The sequence below is a fragment of the Thalassococcus halodurans genome, from assembly GCF_900108225.1.
In the GTDB taxonomy this organism is placed as follows: domain Bacteria; phylum Pseudomonadota; class Alphaproteobacteria; order Rhodobacterales; family Rhodobacteraceae; genus Thalassococcus; species Thalassococcus halodurans.
This window is the reverse complement of sequence record NZ_FNUZ01000002.1, coordinates 439,457-462,858: the sequence shown is the minus strand read 5'-3', so window position 1 is coordinate 462,858 and position 23,402 is coordinate 439,457. Positions and strand designations below refer to the sequence as shown.

Below are 23,402 nucleotides of genomic sequence, written 5' to 3'. Positions count from 1 at the left end.
GCGTTTAATTATTCAGGAATCGCAAATACTTGGCCTGGATAGATCAAGTCCGGATCACGGATCAGATCGCGGTTTGCTTCGAACAGACGGACATAGGCGACACCGTCGCCAAACTGTTCGCGCGCAATTGCCCACAGGGTATTGCCCGGCTGAACCGTCACCGCCTTCGCCCGCGCCCCTTGCGTCTGGGGCGTCGCAGCGATCAGGGTTTGCTGATCTTCGCGTCGGAACGGGCTTTCGATGCGTGCCAGCACCTTGCCAGTCTCGTCCACGCTATCCATGCGCAGCGTGTAGGTTCCAACAGCAACATCGTCCAAACGGACACTCCACGCCCCTGCCCTGTCTGCTTGAGAATTGGCCGACAAGGCGTTGTTTAGATACACATTTACCTGACTTCCGGACGTCGCACGACCAGAAACTTCAACCGCGCCATCATCGCCGTAGGTGATCGCATCCAGCGCGACAAAGTCTTGCTCTGTAGGGGTGGCTTGTCCACCGGACTGAAGAACTTTCACACCTTCGGGACCTGACAAAATGACGGCACCAAGTGCGGGTGCCGTGGCTGCCTGTTCGTTCGGAACTTCGGGCAGCGCGGCAACCTCTGTTGGTGTGTCAGCTTCAGGCCGGACATCAGTGTCTGCGCTGACCGGCGCTTCGGCCACAGGCGCGTCCCCTACCTCTGCCATCTCTTCCTGTGGTTCCGAAGTGACGGCACTTGTTTCAACGGCGACCTCTTCCGAAATCTGTTCCGTGACTTGCGGTGCGGCCTCCTGCTCAGTCGCTGGTTCCGGTTTTTCGTCGGCCACAACGGGCTGAAGGATGGGCGCGATGATCACTTCGGAAGGTCCTGTCACATCGGCTCCGTCCAAAGATGCGTTCAGCGTCATGACACGCGGCTTATTGCTGCTGTCGAGCGTGACGAAGGCTGCGAACTTGCCCGAACGGTCTGCGCTGGCGGTTTCGATGACCTGTCCGTCCAGAAGGATCGAAATGGCCGCACCGGGCGCGGCCTGACCGGCCACCATGCCCGAACCGTCGGTTTCAATCCGCACCAGATCGAAGCTTGGTGCTGTCAACGCGGTCTCCGGTTCGGCTTGGACGGTCTCCTCGACCTCTGCCGGTGTCTCGGTTGAAGTTTCTTCTGCGGTGCTCACATCAGCCGTGTTATCGGCCAGTGTCGGCTCTTCCGTCACTTCGACCGCAGCTGGCTCTGTGACCTCAGCTTCAGTCGAGGCCTCTTCAGTGGACGGCTCTTGAGATTGCTCTGCCTGTTGCTCCGCGACCTCGGGCTGATCGGCAGTAGGTTCTTCGACTTCGGGCTCTGCCTCAACGACTGGGTCGGCCTGAGGAGCATCAGCCGCGGTGGCCTCTGTGCTGGCAGGCTCGCTGGCGGCAGCCTCTGGTGCCGGGTCGGCAACCACAACAGGCGCTTCGACGACTTTCGCGGTCTCTGTCACCGCGACAGCAGTTTCCGTATTTTCAGCTGATTGATCCTTCGTGATGTGCTGTAGGACCAACACTCCGCCCACGACAGCAACAATGGCGACAGCTCCCCCAAGAACCGTGCCTGTGGCCCCATTGGCCCACACAAATTTCGACATTCCGTACCTTCCCTGACACCGACCCGAGGACTTTTCCCCCATACGCCCAAGTGGTCTGTTGAGCGTGTATATCAACGGCGCTATCACGGGTCAAAACCCACGTTGAGATTGGACCGGTCATGACAACAACAAAATCTGTATGTGTGTATTGCGGCTCACGTTCGGGCAAAAATTCCGCGTTCGCCGAACAAGCGGATCGTCTTGGCCGTGTCATCGCCGAAGAAAACTGGCGGTTGGTTTATGGCGCGGGCGATGTCGGCCTGATGGGCATTGTTGCGCGGGCGGCTCAGGAAGCTGGTGCTGATACTTTTGGCGTTATTCCGACCCACCTGATGCGTTGGGAAGTGGGCAAGACAGACCTGACCCGTTTCATTATCACCGAAACCATGCACGAGCGTAAAAAGGTCATGGTAATGAACGCTGACGCGATTGTCGTTATGCCCGGCGGTGCCGGTTCGATGGATGAGTTCTTCGAGGTGCTGACATGGCGTCAGCTTGGCCTGCACGATAAACCCATCATCCTGATGAACGTCGATAATTATTGGGGTCCGCTGGTTGGGCTGATTGACCACATCATCGACAATGAATTCGCAGACGCGAGCCTGCGGGACTTCATTCAGATTTGTGATGGTGCTGATGCAGCCGCCGACGCTTTGCGTCGTGCGTTTTCCTGACGCAGCCCGGACAATGTAAAGACCGCCAAGGCGATCCAGATCAGTACAAAGGCCATGAATTGCCCGGACCCAAAGGGTTCGCGGAACAATAGCGTGGCCACGAGGAACTGCAGTGTCGGGTTCAGGTACTGAATAATCCCCATGGTCCCAAGCGCGACGCGTTTGGATGCATAGGAAAACAGGATCAGGGGCGTCGCTGTCAGCGGTCCAGACAACACCAGCAAAATCGTCGTGCCCGCACTTTGCGTGAAGTGCGACGAACTTGTGCTGACCAAATAAAGCAACCAGACGATTGCGAAAGGCACGAGCATTACGACCTCGGCCGTGACAGAAACCACGGGACCAAGCTCGAGCCTTTTCTTCGTCACGCCGTAAAGCCCGAAGGTCAGCGCCAATGTCAGGGAAATCCACGGTAGATGGCCCAATTGGCTGGACAAGATCAAAACCGCCAGCGCGGCGATCATCACCGCCGCGATCTGCATTCGGGCCATGCGTTCCTTGAAAACGATGACACCCAACACCACCGCCACCAGAGGGAAAATGTAGTAGCCCAAACTGGCCTCGGTCGCGCGGCCCACCGAAATCGACCAGATAAACAAGAACCAGTTAACAGAGATCATCAGCGCAGCGATGACGACCTTCCACCTGTTGTCCGGCAGAAAGGCCGCGCGCACGGTGCCGATGCGCCCCTGCACGGACAGCACGACGGCAAAGAACACAAGCGACCAGATGGTGCGATGCGCCAGAACTTCGTCAGACGGAACATGCGACAGCTGCTTGTAATAGATCGAGGACAGGCCCCAGATCACACAGGCCGCGACAACCGCCAGAATTCCCGATTTCATTGAAGCACCGACTTTTTGGAAAATGCGCATACCGCGCGTTCAGTTCAGCTAATCATGAGGCCCGACACAATAAAAGCCCCGCCAGTCTGACGGGGCTTTTTTTCGTTTGCAACGGCGCGTTTGCGCCAAGCCTAATTAGGCTTTGGACAGACGCTCTGCCACGTTTTCCCAGTTTACCAGTGTATCCAGGAAGTTGGACAGGTACGCGGGGCGCTTGTTGCGGAAGTCGATGTAGTAGGAGTGTTCCCAAACGTCACAGCCCAGCAGCGCTGTCTGACCGAAGCACAGCGGGTTCACGCCGTTCTCTGTTTTGGTCACTTTCAGGCCACCGTCGGTGTCTTTGACCAGCCATGCCCAGCCCGAACCGAACTGGCCTGCGCCTGCTGCTGCGAAATCTTCTTTGAATTTGTCGACCGAGCCAAAGCTCTCAACAATCGCGGCTTCCAGCTCGGTAGGCATCGCGCTGTCGTTCGGTGTCATCATTTCCCAGAACTGGTTGTGGTTCCAAAGCTGAGAGATGTTGTTGAAGATACCGTTCTGGGCGACTGCGTTGGCGTCGTAAGTACCCTTGATGATCTCTTCCATGGACTTGCCGTCCCACTCGGTGCCGGCGATCAGCTTGTTGCCGTTGTCGACGTAGGCTTTGTGGTGGATGTCGTGGTGAAACTCGAGAGTTTCAGCAGACATGCCTTTTGCGGCAAGTGCGTCGTGTGCGTACGGAAGATCAGGAAGTTCAAAAGCCATGTTAGACCCCTCTTGGATAAAATTAGCTGGTTCGTTAGGTGATCCGTGATCACCCATACGTCAAGGCCAGTTTTGTGAGAACCGGCCCTTTCAGTAAAAGAACGCAGCCAAATGGCGCGAGTTCCGGCAATCCTGATAAAAATTAGCGGATTTTTCCGTTTTCAGAATGCACCGACCCCGCCGCCGGATTTGGCCCTGTTTCCCGATAAAGTCCTCTTTCCTCCTCGAGGTCGCCCGGTTCAGCCCCAGATCCTGCGGGATCACCTGCAAGCGTGCCATCGACCAGTTCAATTCGAAAAGTGCGACGCATGATCAGGCCGCTCTTTTCTTGATCTCAGCCAGAATATCGGCAGGCGGTTCGGTCGTAAGGGCCGGATAGCTGCCGTTAACTTCCATCGTCACAGTATGGCGCCAACGTTCAGAGTGCATGCCTTTGGTGTTCTCACGCATGAACAGACAGGCTTTAACGTCTTCGTCCTACGACACGGGCCCAAACCGTTTCAGATGAGCCTCACCACAGGGGTCAGCTCGGTTTCGTCAGCTTTCACGCCACAATACTGGCATTCAAACGTCAGCATGGCGTACTTCGGATCCGTCGTTGTGTTCAGGCATTGTGCCCAAAGAAAAACCGCCCTCTGGAAATTCCTACAAAAGGCCCAGAGAGCGGTTCTGTAATGTCGGTTGCGCCACGCCCGAACGGGCAAGGCGAGAAACTATATTAGTTGGTTGCGTCTTCGACTGCACCTTCAACAGCTTGGCCGGCTTCTTGGGCTGCTTCGCCCGCGCCTTCAATGCTGATTGTGACGTCGTCAGACGAGCTGCCTGTTTCGGCGCCCGAGAAGAACGCCCAGCCAAGAACGGCGACGGCAACGACAAGCGCGCCAACGATGAATGCAAGGCCGGAATTCGAATTACTGGAATTTGTTTCGTGTGCAGACATGGTGTGTCTCCTGTGTAAATGTTTCTTACACAGACAACACCGTCAGCCTTGGTTTGGTTCCCGAAAATCAACGCGCTCCCCCTGAGGCAACACTTTCATCGATAAGCCGGCCCTCTTTGAAACGGTCGAGCGAGAATGCATCTGTTAGCGGTGAATGACTTATAGCGATCAGTTCCGTCATGCCCCTAGCCAGAGCCCGGAAAGGCCCGTGATGCCAAACTTCTTGCCCAGTTAATACGCCGTCACCTGACCGTGGCCGCCAGCGCCCACGATGATGACATCTTACTTCTTTTGCGGAGTAACTTTCTTCCGAGCACGTCCCCAGCCAATGTCATAGCGTGCAGCTTCTCGGGCAACTGCGAAGACGGAACAGCGTTTCGTACGCAATTCAACCCTAATTTTTCTTCTAATAGTCCAAATCAGCCTGCCCTTGGCATAGTCACGGGTGTCATTACAGACACCACTTGCGACACGCCGCCCCTCACGCAGATTTGCCCTTTTGTCTCAATCCCTGTCGGGCTAGGTGTTGGTGACCTAAAAACGAAAGGCATCGGGCATGGTTTTCTGGCTGACCACCGGCATTCTCGCACTTGCAGTCGCGGCAATTCTCGCATCCGCGTTGCTGCGTAATCGAGAGACCGAGGTCGCTCCTGAGAAATATGATCTGAATGTCTACAAAGACCAGCTTCGCGAAATCGAACAGGATGCGGCACGTGGCGTTATCGCCGCGGACGAAGCGGAGCGCCTGAGAACCGAAGTCTCCCGGCGGATCCTTGCGATCGACGCCAAGATGGCTGACAGCAGCCGATCCGAAGGCGGCCCGCGCGGCGTTGGTCGCGTAGCGGCCGGTGTCTCGGCAGTGGTTTTGTTGGGCGGCGCGTTTGCGCTTTATTCCGAACTCGGCGCACCCGGCTACGGGGATTTGTCGCTTAAGACGCGCATCGATGCAGCAGAGCAGGCGCGGTTGAACCGCCCATCGCAGGCCGATGCCGAAGCACAAATTCCGCCATCAACCTCGCTTGAGGCAACATCTGAATACTCTGATCTTGTTCAGAAATTACGCGGCGCGGTGGCCGAACGCCCCAACGATCTGCAAGGTTTCATGCTTCTGGCCCGTTCCGAAGCGGCCTTGGGTAATTTCACGGCGGCGTATGCAGCCCAAGAACGCGTCATCTCCTTGAAGGCTGACGGCGCAACCGCCGAAGATTACGCAGACCTTGCCGACATGATGGTCCTGGCTGCCGGTGGGTACGTTTCGCCCGAGGCAGAGCGCGTTCTGCAGGCGGCCTTTGTTCGGGATGAAAACAACGATGTCGTCGCTTATTACCGTGGTTTGCTGATGGCGCAGACCGGGCGTCCTGACGTGGCGCTGCGCATCTGGGACCGCCTGCTGCGCAACTCCGAAGCCACGGATCCTTGGGTCACCCCCATCCTAGAAGCGATCCCTGAAATCGCGGTGCGAGCGGGCGTCACGGATTACTCTCCGCCTGCTTTGGCAAACGCGCCGCTGCGGGGCCCGACCCAGCAGGATGTGGAATCCGCTGCAAACATGTCAGCCGAAGATCGTGCTCAGATGATCGAAGGAATGGTTGCTCAATTGGCCGAACGCCTATCGACCGAAGGCGGTTCGCCGGAAGAATGGGCGCGTCTGATCGGGGCACTTGCCGTATTGGGCCGCGCAGAAGAGGCCATGAAGGTCTATGCGGACGGCCAAGAGGTTTTCAGCGACAACGACGCGGCCCTGCGCACTTTGCGTGATGCAGCGACCGGCGCGGGGATCGGCCAGTGATCTTTGAAACCATAGACGAAGCTGCTGGCGCCCTGCCCCAGTTCACGGCCATCGCTGGTCTGGATCTTGGTACAAAAACCATCGGTGTCGCGGTGTCTGACCGGATGATGTCGGTGGCCACGCCGCTGGAAACGGTAAAGCGGAAGAAATTCACGCTCGACGCCGAGGCCGTTCTGAAAATCCTGAAAGACCGCGACATCGGCGTTGTTGTTCTGGGCCTGCCGCGAAACATGGATGGCTCGGAAGGGCCACGCTGCCAATCGACACGCGCATTTGCCCGCAATTTCGACCGGCTTTGGGACGGGATCATCACATTCTGGGACGAACGCCTGTCGACAGTAGCCGCTGAACGGGCCCTGTTAGAGGCGGATACGTCCCGAAAGCGTCGTTCCGAGGTCATCGATCACGTGGCTGCGTCGTATATCCTTCAAGGTGCGCTGGACCGAATGGCGCATATCCGCAGGGAACATCAGGAATAGCACACCACATGTCTAACTCTGACGCCGTCTGGAAACGCGACGAAATCGAAAGTCCCTGCGTGAAACTCTGCTCGATCCATCCCGAGGCAAAGTTGTGCGTGGGATGCTTTCGCTCGATTGCCGAGATCACAGAATGGTCACGCATGAACCCCGTGGATCGCCACCGCATCATGGCTGAACTGCCTGATCGTAAAGGTCTGGTCATGAAGCGCCGCGGCGGTATCCATAAAAGAAAAGAGCGGGCCTGACCCGCTCTGTTCCGATAACAAGTAGATTTTCAAGATCAGAGAGCTTCGGACTGCGCGACCGGCGCTTCAACAATCACGACATTATCCAACGTAAAGCCGTTGGTGGCGCCATCTGTGATTTCCGCCAGAACTGTGGCTGTGGAACCTTGGGTCAGAACCAGTTGTACGTTGGTGGTGCCAGTCACCGGAACAACAGACAATTCGTCCGCCGCATCACCATCGTCTAACAGAACCTGCAACACGTCTGCTTCGTCACCAGCGACAGTGAAATCGCGGATCACCGAACCGGTCAGAAGCGCATCACCGCTTTCACGGGTCAGATCGAGCGTGAATTCGTCACTGCCTTCGCCACCTGTCATCGTCGATGCGTTTTCGATCAGAACAGCTGTGATGCTGTCATCGCCCAAGCCACCGTCAACAATCTCTGCGCCCGAGATCACATCGTTGCCCTCGTCGCCCAGAACCGTATCTGTGCCTTCGCCGCCCGTCAGGAAGTCATCGCCCAGACCGCCGAACAGTTCATCATCGCCTGCACCGCCGGACACGACGTCATTGTCGTCACCACCCAGAGCGGTGTCGTCACCGTCGCCCCCGCTGATCACATCACGACCGCCAACACCATAAATCAGGTCGTTGCCTGCGCCACCGATCAGCGTGTCGTCATTGGCACCGCCATCCAGATAGTCGCCACCAAGACCGCCTTCGAGGACATCTTCACCAAGGCCACCCAGCATCAGATCAGCGCCATCGCCACCCAAAAGCGAGTCATTGCCGATGTTGCCGATCAGATCGTCATTTCCAGCAAGGCCAACCAGCGTGTCGTCGCCACCTTCACCGAACAAGGTGTCATTGCCGTCACCACCATTGGCATCGTCATTACCAGGACCTGCACGGAAAAGATCGTTGCCGCCAAAGCCAAAGAGAATGTCGTTGCCTTCGCCACCCAACAGTTCGTCGTCACCGGACGATCCGATCAGCGTGTCGTCACCATCAAGGCCGCGCACCGTGTCGTCGCCACCAGTCGAGTCGTACAGATCGGCGCCATCGGTCAACCGGACCAGGTCGTTCGTTTCTTCAGGTGTTTCAGGGGTTTCAGGGTTTGACGAAGTGTTATCGTCGTCGCCGTCATCGTCGTCGTTCAGAAGACCTATGGTTCCACCAATCAACAAAAACGGCAAAAGCGTCCAAAGCCAAATCATAACTAAACCTCATAATCCTGCCGCATTTCCTCACGAATTTATGGAGAATTACAAACAAATTCTTTCACTGTTATATGAACTGGAAACAATGCCTTTCCTTCGACACAATTAAGCGCATCTAAAGTTAGAATTAACCACGTCGCCACACCAGAATTCTCTGGATCTGCGCGCCCTTGGGTGGTGGCACAGTTGCGAATCCTGAAATGGAAAAGCGTATTTCTAGACAGCCGCGGCCATGCGCATATCGTCCAATGCGCGATCGATCAGGCTTTCGTCGGCACCGTTTTTCACGCCGTCCTCGGAAAGCCTGCGACGCCAGTGGCGTGCACCGGGACGACCTGCAAATAGCCCCAACATGTGGCGTGTGATCTGATGCAAACGACCACCCTGCTTCAGATGGTTCTGGATGTAGGGCTTCATTCCTAAGGCCACTGAAACCGGATCGGGAACGTCGGTATCCATGCCAAATATCTGACTGTCGACTTTGGCAAGAATGTCCCATGGCTGATGGTATGCGGCGCGCCCGATCATCACCCCTTCCAACCCGCGATCCAAAAGATCACATGCTGTACCGATATCCGTGATGCCCCCGTTTATGGAAATGTGCAGCGCAGGGAACAGTCCCTTCATTTCAGTCACCAGATCGTAATCCAGCGGAGGAATGTCGCGGTTTTCTTTCGGGGATAGCCCTTGCAGCCACGCTTTGCGCGCATGGATCGTGAAGCGGTCACAACCGGTTGCGGCAACGCGCGACAGAAAATCGGGCAGCACTTCGCTGGGCTCTTGATCGTCGACGCCGATCCGGCACTTCACCGTCACGGCGACGTCCACGCTGTCCTGCATCGCCTTGATACAGTCGGCGACCAGTCCAGGGTCTTTCATCAAAACCGCACCGAATGCACCGGATTGTACGCGATCAGACGGACAGCCGACGTTCAGGTTGATCTCGTCATAGCCTGCCTGCGCCCCCAGACGCGCGGCCTGCGCCAGTTCCCGCGGATCGGACCCACCCAGTTGCAGCGCGACCGGATGTTCTTCTGGTGCGTAGTCCAAAAGATGAAGTGCCCCCCCTTTGACCAAGGCAGGTGCCGTCACCATTTCCGTGTAAAGCAGCGTTTTCTGCGACAACAAGCGGTGGAAATAGCGGCAATGCCGGTCGGTCCAATCCATCATCGGCGCAACACTCAGGCGTGCGGCGCGGCGCACGTCTGTTTGTCCGATCTGTTTGCTGTCGTCAGGCAAGGCCATGTCGCGCGCTCTTTGTCACTCAGTCTGCAAAGCTAGCGCCAAAGGCATTCGGCGCCACCGAGGCCGAGTAACATTTTTTACCTGCGGACTTCCAGCGCTTGTTGTGGCCAAGCGGTCATCAGACAGCCGAAGTTTTACCCCAACAGCCAAATCCCGAGTGAAGCGCATAACAATAGCCAGAGAGACAGGACGCCCATAAACGCCAGCGTCGTCCCCCCGACCTTTAAAAGCCGCTTCGGGGCGCTGCTCAGGCCCAAGGCCGCAACCGCAATGATAAGCAGCGTGGACGATAGCCAACGACTGGTATCGACCAAAACAGCAGGAATGGGCGCTATCTGGTTTAGAACCATAAGCGCCAAGAACGCAGTGACAAACCACGGCAATCCAAATTTACGGCGGTCGGCTTCGTTCGTCCGGCCTTGGGAAAACAGCTGAACGGCCAGCAAAACCACAGGCAAAAGCGCCACGCGGGTCATCTTGGACAAAGTCGCGGATTCACCTGCGCTGTCGGACACCGAAAACCCAGCCCCGACCACCTGCGCAACATCATGGATCGAGGCCCCCAGAATAATGCCCTCGGCCACGTCGGAAAAACCCAGAATTTCCAACAGGACCGGATAGAAAATCATCGCAGCCGTCGACAGTGTTGTCGCGGCCAGAATGACAACCAGCGTGTGATCGTCCTTGTCCCGAAAACTGCGCGTAACCGACGACAATGCCAGCGCGGCAGAGGCCCCGCAAATCGCGACGGCCCCCGATGCGATGATCGTTTGCTCTCGATTCCATCCCAGAAATCGACCGATCAAAAGACCCACGCCAATCGTCGTGGCACTACCAAAGGCGATCAGCGCAAAAACGCCCACGCCCAAATCCATCACCAGATCAAGAGAAACCCGCAACCCCATCAGCGCCACGCCAAATTTGAGCCCGTTAGAGGCGGCAAAACGTATACCAGCGGTTAACTTGGGGTCTTCGGCCAGAAACGACATGGCCATCCCCAACAACAAGGCAAACAGCATAACGGGCGCGCCGTATCGAAACGCAATGGCAGACGCCGCAAGGCTGACCACCACAGCAACAGCGGCCCCCGGAAAGAGCGTCTGAACAAAAGACACCCGCCATGGCAGCGACTGAACCGCGCCAGACCAGCTCATTCTTCTAGGCTTTCAAGGTTGCGGATTATGATTTCGGTTCTCGTGATCTCAAGCACACCTGCGGATTTCAGTTTGTCCAGCGACTGTGTCACCCATTGTCGCGTGGCGCCCACGATGGCGGCGATCTGTTCATAGGTCAGTGACCTGTCGACGATGATGCAGTCGCCTTCATCCCGCCCATGGGCATCGGCCAGAATAACTAGCAGTTGCCGCAATCTTTCAGAAACCGTTCGCGTCCCCAGCATCTGGATCAGAGCCGAATAGCTTTTGCCTTTGGCCACAAGCCCGTCGATGACAGCGATGGCCACCTCGGGAATTTCGCGTACAAGTGTTTTCAGACTGGTGCCTGACAAGAATAACAACTGGCAGTCATCCAACGCATCGCCTGACCAGACATGTCGCCCGCGTCCGAATACTTCGGGACCGCCAACAAAGTGCCCCGCGCTCCAATAGGCCAGCGTGATCTCTCGCCCGGACGGGCCAGTGTAAAAGGTCCGGACCCGTCCTTTTTCGATGATCCAAACGCCTGTGTGCGCGGTGCCTTGGTGGAAGATGCCTTCACCTTTGGAAAAACTACATCTCGTACCGTGTCGCCGAACCGTTTTCCGATCATCATCGGACAGGGTGTTCAGGAACCCTGCCCCTTCGTTCAGTTCAAGGAAGTATTCCGAAAGGTAAATCGCGCCGGGGCCATCTACGTGAATGTCGTCTTGCATGGTCATTGGCGCGCCACCGATGACAGGTATGCGGCGATGTCTGCAATAGCGTCGTCCACTTCTGGCATAAGGCGTCCGTGGGGGATGTCCGCCATGCCGGATACACGTCGCCCATCCCTGAAGTCACGCATCTGTTTGGTCAGATAGCCTGCATGCTGTGCCGTCAGGTGGGGCGCGTCAGGGAACGTCGCGGTTCTTCCATGACAACTATCACACCCCGACTGTTCATAAAGCGCGGCGCCTGTCGCGCTTCCCTCACCGCTAGGTTTTGGCGCGTCCTGCGATGAAAACCACTCCACAACTTCCGGGATTTCGTCGGGCTTCAACTCGGAAACGATATTCACCATCTGTCCACCGTCGTTATGGCGCCTTCCATTCAGAAACGCGTTGATCTGGGCCGAGATGTATCCCGCCTTCTGCCCGCCCAAATGCGGAAACTTTGCATTGGCGGATTCACCAAACAGCCCGTGACACAAGGCGCAACGTTCATATGGAGGGAACGCTTCGGCGTCGAAATCCGCAGATGCGGGCACCGCGATAATTCCGCCCATAGCGGCAAGAACACTTATCTTGATACGGTCCGAAATCATTGCGTCTGATCCCGTCGGTACTGGATCTGGCTTTGCATCATGAACTCGGCGCTCAGACGCGGATCAAACGGCGGCTGAAGTTTCGCACGCAAGGTTCCGTCGGGTGCGATGATCGACACCGACGAACTGTGCTGAACCTCGTAATAGCCGGTCTGGTCCGGTGGCATCAGGCGATAGAAACTGTCTGTCGCGTCGATCAGTGCGTCGATGTTTTCACGATCACCGGTGACACCCTTGAAATCCGGATGGAAGAATTTGGCGTAGCCATCCACCGCATCCTGATCGCGGTCCGGATCGACCGAAACAAATACCACTTTGGGCACGCTGTCGGGCCGCATGCGCATGCCCATCTCGCTGACCGCAGCCTCAAGGTTGCCCAAGGTGAAAGGGCACACATCGGGACAGGACAGAAAGCCGAACATAATCAGGGTCCACTGCCCTTTCAGATCATCCGCAGCAAAGGTGTCGCCCACATTGTTGGACAATTCGAACGGCGGAATGGCAACCGGATCCTCGAGCCGAACGCCCTGCATCTGGGCGCTGGCAGGACCAGCGATAAGGCCGAGTGCAAGAACCAGAGCGCGGATCATGAGTTCTGGTTCTCGAAAGCTTTGCGGCTTTCTGCCTTGATCGTGTCAAGACAGAATTGCCGTGCCTGTACGTATTCGGGACTAGACGCCATGTCGGTTGATCGCGGTCGTGGCAGATCAATCTTGACGTCTTCGATGATCCGCCCCGGCGCTGTGGACATGATCAGAACGCGGTCGGCCAGAAAAACGGCCTCGTCTACATCATGAGTGACGAACACAACGGTCGTCCCGAATTTGCGCCAGATATCCAGCAGGCTTTCCTGCATCATCAAACGCGTCTGGGCATCCAACGCACCAAAGGGTTCATCCATCAGAAGGACCGACGGATAATTGGCCAGCGCACGGGCGATCCCCACACGTTGCTGCATGCCGCCCGACAGTTCCGCCGGATAGCGATCGCCGAATTTCTTAAGCCCGACCAGTTCAAGAAAGGTGTTCGCCGTCGATCCGGCCTCGACCCTGCTGTGGCCCGCCATTTTCGGACCAAAGGCCACATTTTCATAAACGGTTTTCCACGGAAGCAACGAATATTGTTGAAACACCATGCCACGATCGGGGCCGGGTTTATCAACCTCGGTACCATCGACCAGCAACGTGCCTTCCGTCGGCTTCACATAGCCCGCAATCGCATTCAGAAGCGTGGATTTACCGCAACCGGACGGCCCAAGAATGCAAACGAACTGGCCGGCTTCGATGGTGATTTCGGTCGTATCGACGGCGCGATGGGCGCTGCTGCCTTTGCCGAAGGTGATCGAAACATCCTTCACCTCGATCCGGCCCTTGTCTTTGGTGGAACCGACGTTGGGCGATTTGAATTTCAGAACGTCAAGCATGGGCAAGAACTCCTTCTGGATCACGGTCATTACGGGCGCGGCGCCACGCGAGGCCGATGATCATTGCAGTCAACAAAACGAACCCAGCGCCGGATAGAACCGGCCCGAGTTGTTCAAGAGCGAGAGAGCTGGACACACCCACCCCCAACATTGCGAGCCCCACAACCCAAGTGGGCGTCGCGCAGCAGACGACCCAGCTCATTGTGGCGTTGGTCATTGCGATCAAAAGCGTGCCGACACCTGTTGTGGCGCGCAGAGTGTTTGACATGCCGGACTGACAGGTATCCCGACGGACCATCGCCAGACATAGCGACAACATCGCACCGACGAAAAACAGAACCAGCAAACGTGACGGGATGACATTCAGACTCCATTCAGAAATGCCCGTGCCATAGTCATAGTTCATGCGCCCGATCTCGATCAGCCATTCTTCCCAAATGATAGGTGCCATATCGCGAATGGACGGCGTCGACTGGATGATGACGGAAACCGCCTCGGCCCAGTTGTAGATTGTCGTGTAGTTGGGAAAGGCCTGAAAACGCACCATCAAAGCGATCAGCATGGCAACCTGGAACAGCAGCGCAAACAGCACGCCGTTGAGCAGCATGAACCGCCAGTTCTTGCGGATTTCAGAACCTAGGACAGACAGCGTTTTCATCAGCGCGTCCTTTTCTGCCAAGCCAACATAGGGCGTGTCATCAGGCGGACAGCCGCCGTTGATCCGGTACCCAAGAACCCGATCACCAGCATGCCGACCACGATGTCCTGATAGTTGATCAGGCTGTAGGCATCCCACGTGAAATAGCCGATGCCGTATTGACCCGAGATGATCTCACCCGCCAGAAGCGAGAACCAGCTGACGCCCATCCCAATGGCCAGACCCGCCGCAATCGAGGGTAACGCGGCGGGAATGACCACATGCCGAAAGACCGCTGCGCGGGATGCGCCAAGGGACTGCGACGCACGCACCAGCACCTCGGGCGTTTGTTCCACCCCGTGAAGCGTGTTCAGAACGATTGGAAACAAGGCCCCAAGAAACGTGATGTAGATGATCGAGCTTTCTTCCGTCGGCCACATCAGAATGGCCAAGGGGATCCAGGCCACGGCCGGGATCGGGCGGATGACCTCGATATACGGCATGATAAACGCACGGGCGATTTTGGAACGGCCCATCACCAGTCCGATGGCGATCCCGAGAACGGTGGCGAGTGAAAAACTGATCAAGATCCGGCGCATGGAAACAACTATGTGGGTCCAGAAAATCTCGGTCTGAATATGGGCAAAGAAGGCTGTGAACACACGCGCTGGAGACGGGACGTTTTCGAAATTGATGAAGAAATTCAGATCAATCGCCGTCACGATGTGCCACATCAAAACGCCAAACATCAAAGATGCCGCCATGATCCCAAGATTGGTCATTTGCGCGGGCGACATTGACACTTTTTCCAACATCCTCGGCCCGGCTTTGGGAGGTTGCGCGCCCATATCGGAACGGACCTCCGCCGGTTTTTCGAGCGTTTCTTCAGTGGCAGCTTGAGTTTTGAGTGCAGTCGCCATGAGCGTGCCTCCGTCTGGCTTTCAGTTCGCCGGGGCACACCACAAAATGTGCGCCCCGACCCTTTTTCAAACAAAGGTTGGATCAGCCTTCGGTCACGAAATCCGCGATGGCTTCGTCAAAGGTGATGACTGCACCGCTGTTCGCAGCGGCATAGGCCTCTGCTTCGCCTTTGCGCAGGAAGGTTGCGTATTCATCGCCCGCCTTGACCCAGAACGCGGTTTTGCCGAACAGCTTAAGGCCGGTTTCGATGTCATAGACATAGGTGGCGTTCAGCTTGGCACCGGTGCCGTTCATCGCTGCAACCGCCGTCAGGAAGTCGGGCATTGTCGGATATGTCGACACACCATCGCGCGCATGCCAGATTTCCATAGGAAGGCCCATATTGGCTTCTGCCGGATCAACCACGACGGCTTTGTCCGCCTCGTAATCCAAGCCCATATCGGCATAAGCCGCTTTGATGTAGTCTTCCGTGATCCACGCATCGAAATCGAGCGGCGGGATCGCCTTTTCCTTGACCAGAACGCCATGGTTGAACTTCAGCGCATCAACCCACGCCTGTTTGATCGTCGGTTCAAGCGTCAGGTGACCACCTTCCGAGAAATAGAGGTACAGAACTTCCTTCTCGACGCCTGTCCAACCTTCCATCTCGGTCACAGCACGCATCGGATCTTCGCGGATCCAATCACCGGCTTCGATGACGGCCTTCAGGAAGGCTTCGATGACTTCGGGATATTCCTTGGCAAAGTCTTCGCGGACAACAACGCCGTGAAGGTAAGGAACGCCTGTTTCGGAGCCGTCATAGATTTTGCGGCCTGTTCCACGGAATTCCATGATTTCGGACCATGGACAGAAATCAGAGTGCGCGTCGATCTTGCCAGCGGCGATATTGGCCGCACCCACTGCCGGGCTTTGGTTTTTCAACCCGTATTCGCCTGTGGGAATGCCGTTGTCCTGCATCGCTTTCAGCAACATGCCCCAAGCGGCAGAGCCAACCGGCGTGGACACGTCTTTGCCCTTCAACTGGTCGATCGAATAGATGTCGCTGTCCACCGGAACGACAATCGCGTTGCCGGATCCCTTCAGATTATAGCCTGTGCCGGCCACATAGATAGACCGCAGGCTCTCGGTTTCCTGGAACTTCGCGCCGTTCACGATCAGAGGGTAGTCCCCCATCACGCCGATGTTCAGCTTATTCGCCATCATCTGGTTGGTGATGGGTCCACCCGAACTGTAGTCAGCCCAGCTGACATCATAGTCGGCATCGGCATACTTGCCGTCTGTCGGCAGATATTTCTCCAGCAGTCCAAGTTCTTTAATGATGATACCAGCAGTGTATGTGTCGGTGCACATGGACTGGTGCCCAATAGCGATGCTGATTTTTTCGGCCATGGCGGCCGAAGCAAGGGGAACGAGCGCGGTAGCGAGAAACGCGCTTTTGAGGATATGTTTCATAGCTTCTCTCCTGTCGTATCGGGCAAATGGCTTACAAACCCAACGACAGTATCCGGCGTGAAACTGGCCTGTGTAAAAGCCGCTCTATACGAAAAAAGAGCGAAAACATGATATGCAAATAAAATGAGCGTAAAAAGTTGGTTTTGGGTGCTTTATCACCGCAGAAAAGATGCCCGAATCCAGAATCGCACAAACTTTAATATCGTTTAGAATCAATGTTTTAAGGAAATTTCTTGGGGCAAAAATACGCCTCCCGGACACTACTCCGAGAGACGTTCAATCTGTTTGATTTTTCAGCCGTTTCAGGCCGGTTTAGGCGGCAATTTTCTCAAGCGCCCAGCGTACGTTCTTGCGTACATCCGGATCACTGTCGTCCGCATATTTTTCAAGGAACGGTGCCGTTTCCGCGACCGCCAGTTCCCCTAGAACTGCGGCACATTCCTTGCGCAGGTTCGGGACAGGAATATCCATCATCGGCGCAATCTGAAGCGCGGCTTCGGATGCCCCCAGTTTACCCAAAGACCGAACGGCCTTCAGACGCACCTGCCAGTATTCGTCATCCAAAACTGCACGCAACGCCGCGATGCAGCTGTCGTCACCGGATTTCGCCAGCGTTTCCGCCGCAGCTTCGCGCGCCAGCCATTCGGGATCTTTCAGACCATCAACAAGCGTTTCCTGCGCAGATGCCGATTTAGAAAAACCCAACGCTGACAACGCTGTACGGCGCACATTTACATCTTTATCCTGCGTTGCACTGCGCAAGCCCGGCAAGGATGTTTCCTGCTGCAACCAACCGATTACACCCACCGCCTGCATCCGGACACTGGGCGATGCATGCGCAAGCGCTGCGATTGCCGGTGCCAATGCTTCGGGACGGCGCAATTCCTTGATACCGGCCAGCAAGGCTGTCAGGCGGACTTCATCCTGATCATCAAGATGAGGAAGGATCGCATCCCCTGCTGCGGGGTCTTTCAACTCGGTCAGGCTGACCGCAGCCGCGGCGATCACGTCAGCTTCACTGTCGGACAAAGCGGTGACGAGCGCGGCTGCCGTTTCCGGACCGTCAAAATCGGTCAACGCCTGCGCCGCCTGTTTGCGGACACCTGCATCGCTGTCTGAAATGGCCCGCGCAAGATAGGGGATCGCGGCCGGATCGGCGCTGTCGGCCAGCTCCATTACGGCCATGATGCGGGCGCCGGCAGACGGATCGTCCAGACCTTCGGCCAGATCGGCAATGTCGTCGAATTCTTCAAAAAGCGCGCTCATGTCGGTGCTCACTTCAGCAGATAGGGAAGGTTTACGGTGACAGCCCCAGTGGGACAGTCGGCCTCGCAAGGCATGCAGTACCAGCATTCATCGTATTTCATGTATGCGGTCTTGCTGCCGTCAGCCTTTTCAGCGATGCGCAGAACATCCAGAGGACAGACATCGACGCAAACGGTACAGCCTTTGTCAGCGATGCAAAGATCATCGTTGACGACGACCGGAACAGTGGTGGCGGTTTGAGCGAGAGGCATTGATTTTCCTTCTTATTCTGCAGCAACCGTCGCGTCGACGCGCTGGTTGTAGTAAGCGTCTTTCTCGTCATCAGCGATTTCGACAACGTAAGGCTGAACAGCTTTCTTGCTGTGCGCGGGCTTTCCATCGTCACCCTTTGTCAGGATGGTGTGGCAGAACCAGTTTTCATCATCGCGTTCGTACTCGACGCGGTTGTGATAAAGGCCCCAGCGGCTTTCTGTCCGATAGAGTGACGCGGCCGCCGCCATATCCGCGCAGTCAAGGATCGACGACGCTTCGAGCGAACGCATCAGTTCATGGGCGTCACGGACATACATGCCCTGCTCCATGTCCTCGCGGACCTCTTCGAACCGCTGCTGTGCCAGCTCCATTTTGGCGGTTACTTTGGGCGGCTGAAGGTAGTCATTCACCAGACGGCGTGTTTTGTATTCGATCTGGTTCGGCGGAATGCCGTCATCGCGTTTGGTGGGTGCTAGAACACGCGCTTGTTCGGCGACAACTTCGCCTTCATCGAAGGTTGCGAAATCGACGTCTGCGATAAAGTCAGCCGCATCCAGCCCAGCAAAGGCACCGTTGGTGAATGCGCCCAGCATGTAGTTATGCGGCACATTTGCCATGTCGCCCGCAGCGTACAGACCTGGGATCGTAGTGCGCGCATGTTCATCGACAAACACACCACTTGCCGAGTGACCCGAACAGAACCCGATTTCTGAAATGTGCATTTCGATCATCTGCTTGCGATAATCGGTGCCCCGACCCGCATGGAAATGTCCACGCGTCGGACGCTCAACGATGTGAAGAACGCGCTCGATCTCGCTGATTGTCTCTTCGGCCAAGTGGTTCAGCTTCAGATACACCGGCCCTTTGCCCCCCTGCAGTTCATCAAAGAATTCCTGCATCATCTGGCCGGACCAGTAATCGCATTCGATAAACCGCTCACCCTTGGCATTCGCGGTGTAGCCCCCCATCGGCCCCGCCACATAGGCACAGGCCGGACCGTTGTAGTCCTTGATCAGCGGGTTGATCTGATAGCATTCAAGGTTCGCGAGCCCTGCCCCGGCATGATACGCCATGGCATAGCCTTCACCCGAATTCGACGCGTTCTCGTAGGTGCCGTATAGGTACCCCGACGTCGGCAGGCCCAATCGGCCAGCGGCGCCCAGCCCCATGATGACGGCCTTGGCGCGCACCACCAGAAACTCTGCCGTACGCGTATTGACGCAGATCGCACCAGCAATACGGCCTTCGCCTGTCAGCAGACGTGTCGCCATGTAACGGTTTACAATCTGGATACGGGCCTTTCGCAGTTGGCGATACAGCGCCTTTTTGACGGTATCACCGTTGGGCATCGGCAGAACATAGGTGCCGATGTGGTGCACCTTTTTCACATCGTATTCGCCGTTCTGATCCTTTTGAAAGCGGATCCCGAATTCATCCAGTTCCTGAATGATCCCGTAGCATTCCTGCGCATAGCGATAGACCGCTGCCTGATCGCAGATACCGTCGTTCGCGATGGTGATTTCCTTGGTGTACTGTTCCGGCGTGGCATAGCCCGGAATGACCGAGTTGTTCAGCCCGTCCATACCCATCGAAATCGCGCCCGACCGCTTGACGTTCGCCTTATCCAAAAGAACCACGTTTGCGTTGGGGTTTTTGCGCTTTGCTTTCAGCGCGGCCATCGGTCCGGCAGTGCCGCCACCGATCACTAGAATATCGCAGTCGATCTGTGTCAGGCCGTCTTGTATTTCATCCATTGCTCGACTCTCCATCTGGCTGGTTTTGAGTTTGCGCCGCAGCGCAGCGACCCAATGTCAATTACTTGTCAAAGCGGTCGGAAAGATCGCGAAGAAGGGAAAACGGATAGATCGCTTTGTCGTGTCCGTCCGAGAAATGGATATTCACGCCATAACCTCCGACAGGAAAAACACCCGTAATTTCAATACCTTTGGAAACCTTGACAGATCCAGTGTCGATCCGTTCACGGCGCGTGAAAGCATCCATGGCCTCGGCGCGCAAAAAATGGGCAGGCAGGGTTGATGAGGTTCCGTCTTCCCATGACACAGCAAGGTTCTGCGCGTCGGGGGTGGCATCCATTGTGTTGATCATCACGTGTCTCGCTTTGTTGATGAGACCAGCCTGCGACAGCATCAGAATCGGAAATAGCAATTAGTTGACGGACAGGTCCCGCTGCACTGCGGCAGACAAAAGAAAACTGAAAAAAGGACCCTGCCATGACCTTTGTCGTCACCGACAACTGTATAGCCTGCAAGTACACCGATTGCGTTTCGGTCTGCCCCGTTGACTGCTTTTACGAAGGCGAGAATATGCTGGTTATCCATCCGGACGAATGCATTGATTGCGGTGTCTGCGAACCGGAATGCCCCGCCGATGCCATTCGGGCCGACACCGAACCGGATATGGAAAAGTGGATCGATTTTAACCGCAAATATTCCGAACTGTGGCCGGTCATTGTTGAGGCGAAAGAGCCGTTGCCATCCGCCGAAGACCTCGACGGAACGCCAGGCAAACTCGATACACATTTCTCCGAAAAACCAGCCGAGGCCGCTTGATATGGACGCAGCACCACAATCCGCAACACTTGCCACCAAGGCGCAGAAAATCATGCCGGATGCGCAGACGGTGACCTCAGTGCACCACTGGACCGACACGCTGTTTTCCTTTCGGGTGACACGCCCGCAATCGCTGCGCTTCAGGTCCGGTGAATTTGTCATGATCGGGCTTTTAAAGGACGATGGGAAACCCCTTTTGCGGGCCTATTCTATAGCATCCCCGTCTTGGGATGACGAACTTGAGTTTTATTCGATCAAGGTGCCCGACGGCCCCCTGACATCCCGCCTGCAAAAAATTGAAGAAGGCGATCAGATCATCCTGCGCCCCAAACCGGTCGGCACCTTGGTTCTTGATGCGCTTCTTCCGGGAAAAAGGCTCTGGATGATTTGCACAGGCACGGGCGTCGCGCCTTTCGCGTCGCTTTTGCGCGATCCGGAGACATGGGAATGTTATGATCAGGTCATTCTGGCACACACCTGCCGGACCAAGGGCGAACTGGCCTATGGGGCAGAAATTGTCGACGCCTTGCCAGAAGACCCGCTGATCGGCGAACTGGTTGGTGACAAGCTGAAGTACTATCCCACCACAACGCGCGAGCCGTCCGGGATCGAGGGACGCATCAGCGACCACATCCGCGATGGCCGCGTTTTCAAAGCACTGGATGTCCCTGCATGGGCACCTGAAACCGATCGTGTCATGGTTTGCGGCAATCTCGCTCTGAACAAAGACATCATGGCGCTTTGCGAAGCCCATGGCTTGCTAGAAGGCGCAAATTCGGACCCCAAGCACTTTGTGGTCGAAAAGGCCTTTATTGACTAAGCCAGACCTTGGCCAGTTCGTCGACATCGGACTGGCCGACGTTCACCGTTTTGGGCGTGATGAATGCGGGCGTCCCAAGGATTTCCAAGGCAATCGCCACATCACGGTTCAGCGAAATGCGCTGACTGATTTCAGCGCTGTCCATCATGTCAGTGATTGCCTGAAAATCCAGATCATGATCCGCTGCAATCCGTTCGAACGCGGCAACATTCAAAGGCCCGCGAATTGCCCAGAGATCATCGTGAACGCCCGCATAGGCTTTTTTCCCGGCCACAGCAGAAACGGCCAACGCAAACCGCGCTGCGCGCTCTGATCCGGGCGACAGGATGGGAAGATGGCGCATTTCGATGCGTATGTTTGGATTTTTCTGAACCAACGATTTCAGCGGGTCGTGCATCGCTTTGCAGGGCACACATTTATAGTCGAAAAACTCGACCACACGGATTGGCGCATCCTCGGCCCCCAAACCCAAGCTCGGCGCATCCGTGAACAGTTCGGGATAGTTCGATAGCGTTTGAACCACGGCCTGTTGTGCCTCGCGTTGCATCAAGACGTCCAAGGCTTCTACGATGATCTCGGGGTTGGACAGCAGAAAGGCGCGCACGCGATCTTCGAAATCGTCGGGTTCGCTGGCGACAGCGGGCATAGCCGCCGATAGAAGGCACGAAACCGCAAGGCAAACTCGGTTTTTCAGGCGCATAAAGACCCCCAGATCACAATCACCGTTTCAGTCAGCCAAAGCGGTTAGTGCAACGCAAATGAGAAGATGATCAAAGAGTTCACAAAGCCTTCAGTGCTGGGAAATCAGGCAATTACAGGTCGAAATGCACATAGACTGGCTTGAAGCATAGCTTATCTCGGGAATGTAATCTGGCTTACGTCGGCAAAGAAAAACGGAAAATATTCCTCCGTGCCGAAGTGATTGCCTGCCTCGACATGCAACGGCAGAACGAACCCTTCGAATTCTTGGAAGTTTGATAGGTACCCACCAAAAGGCTGCAGCTGATATTTTTTGCGCTTATTGGCGTTGGTCCAGCGTTCCATTTCCACCTTGCGCGGCCGCCCGTCGGGATCAACTGTGATATCAACGGCCTGTTCCAGATCGCCCTTGCGCATGGTCAAACGGGCCACGTTTGGCGATGGGGCGTCCCATGTGATGCCTTCACCTGGCAAGACGGCGGCCGGTGTCCAAAAGATCGCTTCGGCAACATAACGCCCGAATGCGGATCGCCGGTGATCTAGCGTGCCCCCTGCCCGTGCCACAGGGATGAGGCCTGCCAACCAAAACCGTGTCCATGTTCCACTGTCCGATCCGCTGATCGAAGGGGATCCTTCGGTGCTGTCCATTTCCCAAACAAAACCTTCCGGCGCAGCCAGAACCTGCTTGGCGAACATCGGGATGTATTTCGGTGTGGTTTTATCGCCCAAGCCGAACTGCCCGCTCATTTCTAGATAGGCCACCGTATAAAGCGGAGTTCCTTCGCGAATGGCGAACGTCAGAAAACGTTGGGCCGGTTCCGGAAGGCCTTCGACCATATCAGCCGAGAAATACTCAGGCCGGTCAGGCTGGAATTCGAGCAACCTTTCTATCTCAGTCGCATCGGCACGTCGATCAGCCTGTCGCCATGTAAAAAGGCCGACGATGACAAGAACTAAAAGGACAAAAATCGACACTACAAACATGCGCATCCTTAGCCTTTTTGACTATCCCTTTGCGCGCGATCTGTTTCGATTGAAATGCGTGGAACTCTGAACGCGCGACATAAAATCGTTAATTTATGAAACCATCATACTAAGCCGGTCGAAAAAACACCAATCGCGGTTAAATCAGAAA

General features: G+C 56.1%; 26 protein-coding genes and 2 pseudogenes. 6 read left to right on the top strand and 22 right to left on the bottom strand.

Going from position 1 to position 23,402, the window contains the following annotated elements:
* Window positions 1–8: 8 nt before the first annotated feature.
* Window positions 9–1,601 (bottom strand): LysM peptidoglycan-binding domain-containing protein, encoded by a 1,593-nt coding sequence (locus C4S59_RS07295; protein WP_160006780.1) that lies wholly within the window; start codon window positions 1,599–1,601, stop codon window positions 9–11.
* A gap of 119 nt (window positions 1,602–1,720) precedes the next feature.
* Between C4S59_RS07295 and C4S59_RS07290 the strand changes: the two genes are divergently transcribed.
* A complete protein-coding gene (locus C4S59_RS07290) occupies window positions 1,721–2,275 on the top strand; it encodes an LOG family protein (RefSeq protein ID WP_103909811.1) in 555 nt (184 codons plus the stop codon).
* Here the strand turns inward: C4S59_RS07290 and rarD are convergent.
* From rarD to C4S59_RS19775, 5 genes and pseudogenes are all read right to left on the bottom strand, one after another.
* Window positions 2,218–3,120, bottom strand: a complete 903-nt coding sequence (gene rarD / locus C4S59_RS07285) for an EamA family transporter RarD (protein WP_103910314.1) — start codon at window positions 3,118–3,120, stop codon at window positions 2,218–2,220. The two genes, C4S59_RS07290 and rarD, sit on opposite strands and share 58 nt — an antisense overlap.
* Before the next feature lie 135 nt (window positions 3,121–3,255).
* Window positions 3,256–3,864, bottom strand: coding sequence for a superoxide dismutase (locus tag C4S59_RS07280; protein ID WP_103909810.1), 609 nt, complete (start codon window positions 3,862–3,864; stop codon window positions 3,256–3,258).
* A gap of 312 nt (window positions 3,865–4,176) precedes the next feature.
* Window positions 4,177–4,442 (bottom strand): annotated as a pseudogene (locus tag C4S59_RS07275) (sarcosine oxidase subunit delta).
* Between the two features lie 140 nt (window positions 4,443–4,582).
* Window positions 4,583–4,804, bottom strand: coding sequence for a hypothetical protein (locus C4S59_RS07270; protein WP_103909809.1), 222 nt, complete (start codon window positions 4,802–4,804; stop codon window positions 4,583–4,585).
* A gap of 234 nt (window positions 4,805–5,038) precedes the next feature.
* Window positions 5,039–5,191: pseudogene (locus C4S59_RS19775) on the bottom strand (sarcosine oxidase subunit beta); the annotation flags it as partial.
* A gap of 169 nt (window positions 5,192–5,360) precedes the next feature.
* On the opposite strand from C4S59_RS19775, the gene ccmI reads away from it, so the two are divergent.
* Genes ccmI through C4S59_RS07255 form a run of 3 tightly spaced genes read left to right on the top strand, consistent with a single transcriptional unit; the run spans window position 5,361 to window position 7,320 of the window.
* Window positions 5,361–6,593, top strand: coding sequence for a c-type cytochrome biogenesis protein CcmI (gene ccmI, locus C4S59_RS07265; protein ID WP_103909808.1), 1,233 nt, complete (start codon window positions 5,361–5,363; stop codon window positions 6,591–6,593).
* Entirely contained in the window at window positions 6,590–7,072 is a 483-nt protein-coding gene (ruvX, locus tag C4S59_RS07260; RefSeq protein WP_103909807.1) for a Holliday junction resolvase RuvX, read from the top strand. Before ccmI ends, ruvX begins: the two co-directional genes overlap by 4 nt.
* A gap of 8 nt (window positions 7,073–7,080) precedes the next feature.
* The gene (locus C4S59_RS07255; RefSeq protein WP_103909806.1) at window positions 7,081–7,320 is read left to right on the top strand and encodes a DUF1289 domain-containing protein; all 240 of its coding nucleotides are present in this window, start codon (window positions 7,081–7,083) and stop codon (window positions 7,318–7,320) included.
* Window positions 7,321–7,355: 35 nt separating this feature from the next.
* On the opposite strand, the gene C4S59_RS07250 is transcribed toward C4S59_RS07255, so the two are convergent.
* The 14 genes from C4S59_RS07250 to C4S59_RS07185 form a co-directional block, all read right to left on the bottom strand.
* The gene (locus tag C4S59_RS07250) at window positions 7,356–8,519 is read right to left on the bottom strand and encodes a calcium-binding protein (protein WP_103909805.1); all 1,164 of its coding nucleotides are present in this window, start codon (window positions 8,517–8,519) and stop codon (window positions 7,356–7,358) included.
* 219 nt (window positions 8,520–8,738) lie between these two features.
* Window positions 8,739–9,767 carry a tRNA dihydrouridine(20/20a) synthase DusA gene (gene dusA, locus C4S59_RS07245; protein WP_103909804.1) on the bottom strand — a complete coding sequence of 343 codons (1,029 nt, stop codon included), beginning with the start codon at window positions 9,765–9,767 and terminating at the stop codon, window positions 8,739–8,741.
* Window positions 9,768–9,901: 134 nt separating this feature from the next.
* Complete coding sequence (locus C4S59_RS07240) at window positions 9,902–10,921, bottom strand: YeiH family protein (RefSeq protein ID WP_103909803.1); 1,020 nt, start codon at window positions 10,919–10,921, stop codon at window positions 9,902–9,904.
* A complete protein-coding gene (locus C4S59_RS07235) occupies window positions 10,918–11,643 on the bottom strand; it encodes a Crp/Fnr family transcriptional regulator (protein WP_103909802.1) in 726 nt (241 codons plus the stop codon). The genes C4S59_RS07240 and C4S59_RS07235 overlap by 4 nt, the downstream gene beginning before the upstream one ends.
* Complete coding sequence (locus C4S59_RS07230; protein WP_103909801.1) at window positions 11,640–12,227, bottom strand: c-type cytochrome; 588 nt, start codon at window positions 12,225–12,227, stop codon at window positions 11,640–11,642. Before C4S59_RS07230 ends, C4S59_RS07235 begins: the two co-directional genes overlap by 4 nt.
* Window positions 12,224–12,817, bottom strand: coding sequence for an SCO family protein (locus C4S59_RS07225; protein ID WP_103909800.1), 594 nt, complete (start codon window positions 12,815–12,817; stop codon window positions 12,224–12,226). The genes C4S59_RS07230 and C4S59_RS07225 overlap by 4 nt, the downstream gene beginning before the upstream one ends.
* Window positions 12,814–13,650 (bottom strand): ABC transporter ATP-binding protein, encoded by an 837-nt coding sequence (locus tag C4S59_RS07220; RefSeq protein WP_200813179.1) that lies wholly within the window; start codon window positions 13,648–13,650, stop codon window positions 12,814–12,816. Before C4S59_RS07220 ends, C4S59_RS07225 begins: the two co-directional genes overlap by 4 nt.
* Window positions 13,643–14,308 carry a hypothetical protein gene (locus tag C4S59_RS07215; RefSeq protein WP_103909798.1) on the bottom strand — a complete coding sequence of 222 codons (666 nt, stop codon included), beginning with the start codon at window positions 14,306–14,308 and terminating at the stop codon, window positions 13,643–13,645. The genes C4S59_RS07220 and C4S59_RS07215 overlap by 8 nt, the downstream gene beginning before the upstream one ends.
* Window positions 14,308–15,084, bottom strand: coding sequence for an ABC transporter permease (locus C4S59_RS07210; RefSeq protein ID WP_234994706.1), 777 nt, complete (start codon window positions 15,082–15,084; stop codon window positions 14,308–14,310). The genes C4S59_RS07215 and C4S59_RS07210 overlap by 1 nt, the downstream gene beginning before the upstream one ends.
* A 205-nt stretch (window positions 15,085–15,289) precedes the next feature.
* Window positions 15,290–16,660, bottom strand: a complete 1,371-nt coding sequence (locus tag C4S59_RS07205) for an ABC transporter substrate-binding protein (RefSeq protein WP_103909797.1) — start codon at window positions 16,658–16,660, stop codon at window positions 15,290–15,292.
* 312 nt (window positions 16,661–16,972) lie between these two features.
* On the bottom strand, window positions 16,973–17,926 hold the full coding sequence (locus C4S59_RS07200; protein WP_103909796.1) for a HEAT repeat domain-containing protein: 954 nt from the start codon (window positions 17,924–17,926) through the stop codon (window positions 16,973–16,975).
* 8 nt (window positions 17,927–17,934) lie between these two features.
* Entirely contained in the window at window positions 17,935–18,177 is a 243-nt protein-coding gene (locus C4S59_RS07195) for a 4Fe-4S dicluster domain-containing protein (RefSeq protein ID WP_103909795.1), read from the bottom strand.
* 12 nt (window positions 18,178–18,189) lie between these two features.
* Window positions 18,190–19,932, bottom strand: a complete 1,743-nt coding sequence (locus tag C4S59_RS07190; protein ID WP_103909794.1) for a fumarate reductase/succinate dehydrogenase flavoprotein subunit — start codon at window positions 19,930–19,932, stop codon at window positions 18,190–18,192.
* A gap of 61 nt (window positions 19,933–19,993) precedes the next feature.
* Entirely contained in the window at window positions 19,994–20,284 is a 291-nt protein-coding gene (locus C4S59_RS07185) for a DUF971 domain-containing protein (RefSeq protein WP_103910312.1), read from the bottom strand.
* A 125-nt stretch (window positions 20,285–20,409) separates the two neighbouring features.
* On the opposite strand from C4S59_RS07185, the gene fdxA reads away from it, so the two are divergent.
* Window positions 20,410–20,748 carry a ferredoxin FdxA gene (gene fdxA, locus C4S59_RS07180; RefSeq protein ID WP_103909793.1) on the top strand — a complete coding sequence of 113 codons (339 nt, stop codon included), beginning with the start codon at window positions 20,410–20,412 and terminating at the stop codon, window positions 20,746–20,748.
* A 1-nt stretch (window position 20,749) separates the two neighbouring features.
* Window positions 20,750–21,568, top strand: coding sequence for a ferredoxin--NADP reductase (locus C4S59_RS07175; RefSeq protein ID WP_103909792.1), 819 nt, complete (start codon window positions 20,750–20,752; stop codon window positions 21,566–21,568).
* Here C4S59_RS07175 and C4S59_RS07170 read toward each other — a convergent pair.
* Together C4S59_RS07170 and C4S59_RS07165 are read right to left on the bottom strand one after the other, a co-directional pair.
* A complete protein-coding gene (locus C4S59_RS07170; protein WP_103909791.1) occupies window positions 21,558–22,268 on the bottom strand; it encodes a DsbA family protein in 711 nt (236 codons plus the stop codon). The genes C4S59_RS07175 and C4S59_RS07170 overlap by 11 nt on opposite strands.
* A gap of 152 nt (window positions 22,269–22,420) precedes the next feature.
* A complete protein-coding gene (locus C4S59_RS07165) occupies window positions 22,421–23,149 on the bottom strand; it encodes a DUF6544 family protein (protein WP_234994705.1) in 729 nt (242 codons plus the stop codon).
* Window positions 23,150–23,402 lie beyond the last annotated feature (253 nt).

Coding starts and splice junctions, on each gene's coding strand:
- C4S59_RS07295 (WP_160006780.1), bottom strand. CDS start 1,601: ATGTCGAAATTTGTGTGGGCCAATGGGGCCACAGGCACGGTTCTTGGG.
- C4S59_RS07290 (WP_103909811.1), top strand. CDS start 1,721: ATGACAACAACAAAATCTGTATGTGTGTATTGCGGCTCACGTTCGGGC.
- rarD (WP_103910314.1), bottom strand. CDS start 3,120: ATGAAATCGGGAATTCTGGCGGTTGTCGCGGCCTGTGTGATCTGGGGC.
- C4S59_RS07280 (WP_103909810.1), bottom strand. CDS start 3,864: ATGGCTTTTGAACTTCCTGATCTTCCGTACGCACACGACGCACTTGCC.
- C4S59_RS07270 (WP_103909809.1), bottom strand. CDS start 4,804: ATGTCTGCACACGAAACAAATTCCAGTAATTCGAATTCCGGCCTTGCA.
- ccmI (WP_103909808.1), top strand. CDS start 5,361: ATGGTTTTCTGGCTGACCACCGGCATTCTCGCACTTGCAGTCGCGGCA.
- C4S59_RS07255 (WP_103909806.1), top strand. CDS start 7,081: ATGTCTAACTCTGACGCCGTCTGGAAACGCGACGAAATCGAAAGTCCC.
- C4S59_RS07250 (WP_103909805.1), bottom strand. CDS start 8,519: ATGATTTGGCTTTGGACGCTTTTGCCGTTTTTGTTGATTGGTGGAACC.
- dusA (WP_103909804.1), bottom strand. CDS start 9,767: ATGGCCTTGCCTGACGACAGCAAACAGATCGGACAAACAGACGTGCGC.
- C4S59_RS07240 (WP_103909803.1), bottom strand. CDS start 10,921: ATGAGCTGGTCTGGCGCGGTTCAGTCGCTGCCATGGCGGGTGTCTTTT.
- C4S59_RS07235 (WP_103909802.1), bottom strand. CDS start 11,643: ATGACCATGCAAGACGACATTCACGTAGATGGCCCCGGCGCGATTTAC.
- C4S59_RS07230 (WP_103909801.1), bottom strand. CDS start 12,227: ATGATTTCGGACCGTATCAAGATAAGTGTTCTTGCCGCTATGGGCGGA.
- C4S59_RS07225 (WP_103909800.1), bottom strand. CDS start 12,817: ATGATCCGCGCTCTGGTTCTTGCACTCGGCCTTATCGCTGGTCCTGCC.
- C4S59_RS07220 (WP_200813179.1), bottom strand. CDS start 13,650: ATGCTTGACGTTCTGAAATTCAAATCGCCCAACGTCGGTTCCACCAAA.
- C4S59_RS07215 (WP_103909798.1), bottom strand. CDS start 14,308: ATGAAAACGCTGTCTGTCCTAGGTTCTGAAATCCGCAAGAACTGGCGG.
- C4S59_RS07210 (WP_234994706.1), bottom strand. CDS start 15,084: ATGTCGCCCGCGCAAATGACCAATCTTGGGATCATGGCGGCATCTTTG.
- C4S59_RS07205 (WP_103909797.1), bottom strand. CDS start 16,660: ATGAAACATATCCTCAAAAGCGCGTTTCTCGCTACCGCGCTCGTTCCC.
- C4S59_RS07200 (WP_103909796.1), bottom strand. CDS start 17,926: ATGAGCGCGCTTTTTGAAGAATTCGACGACATTGCCGATCTGGCCGAA.
- C4S59_RS07195 (WP_103909795.1), bottom strand. CDS start 18,177: ATGCCTCTCGCTCAAACCGCCACCACTGTTCCGGTCGTCGTCAACGAT.
- C4S59_RS07190 (WP_103909794.1), bottom strand. CDS start 19,932: ATGGATGAAATACAAGACGGCCTGACACAGATCGACTGCGATATTCTA.
- C4S59_RS07185 (WP_103910312.1), bottom strand. CDS start 20,284: ATGATCAACACAATGGATGCCACCCCCGACGCGCAGAACCTTGCTGTG.
- fdxA (WP_103909793.1), top strand. CDS start 20,410: ATGACCTTTGTCGTCACCGACAACTGTATAGCCTGCAAGTACACCGAT.
- C4S59_RS07175 (WP_103909792.1), top strand. CDS start 20,750: ATGGACGCAGCACCACAATCCGCAACACTTGCCACCAAGGCGCAGAAA.
- C4S59_RS07170 (WP_103909791.1), bottom strand. CDS start 22,268: ATGCGCCTGAAAAACCGAGTTTGCCTTGCGGTTTCGTGCCTTCTATCG.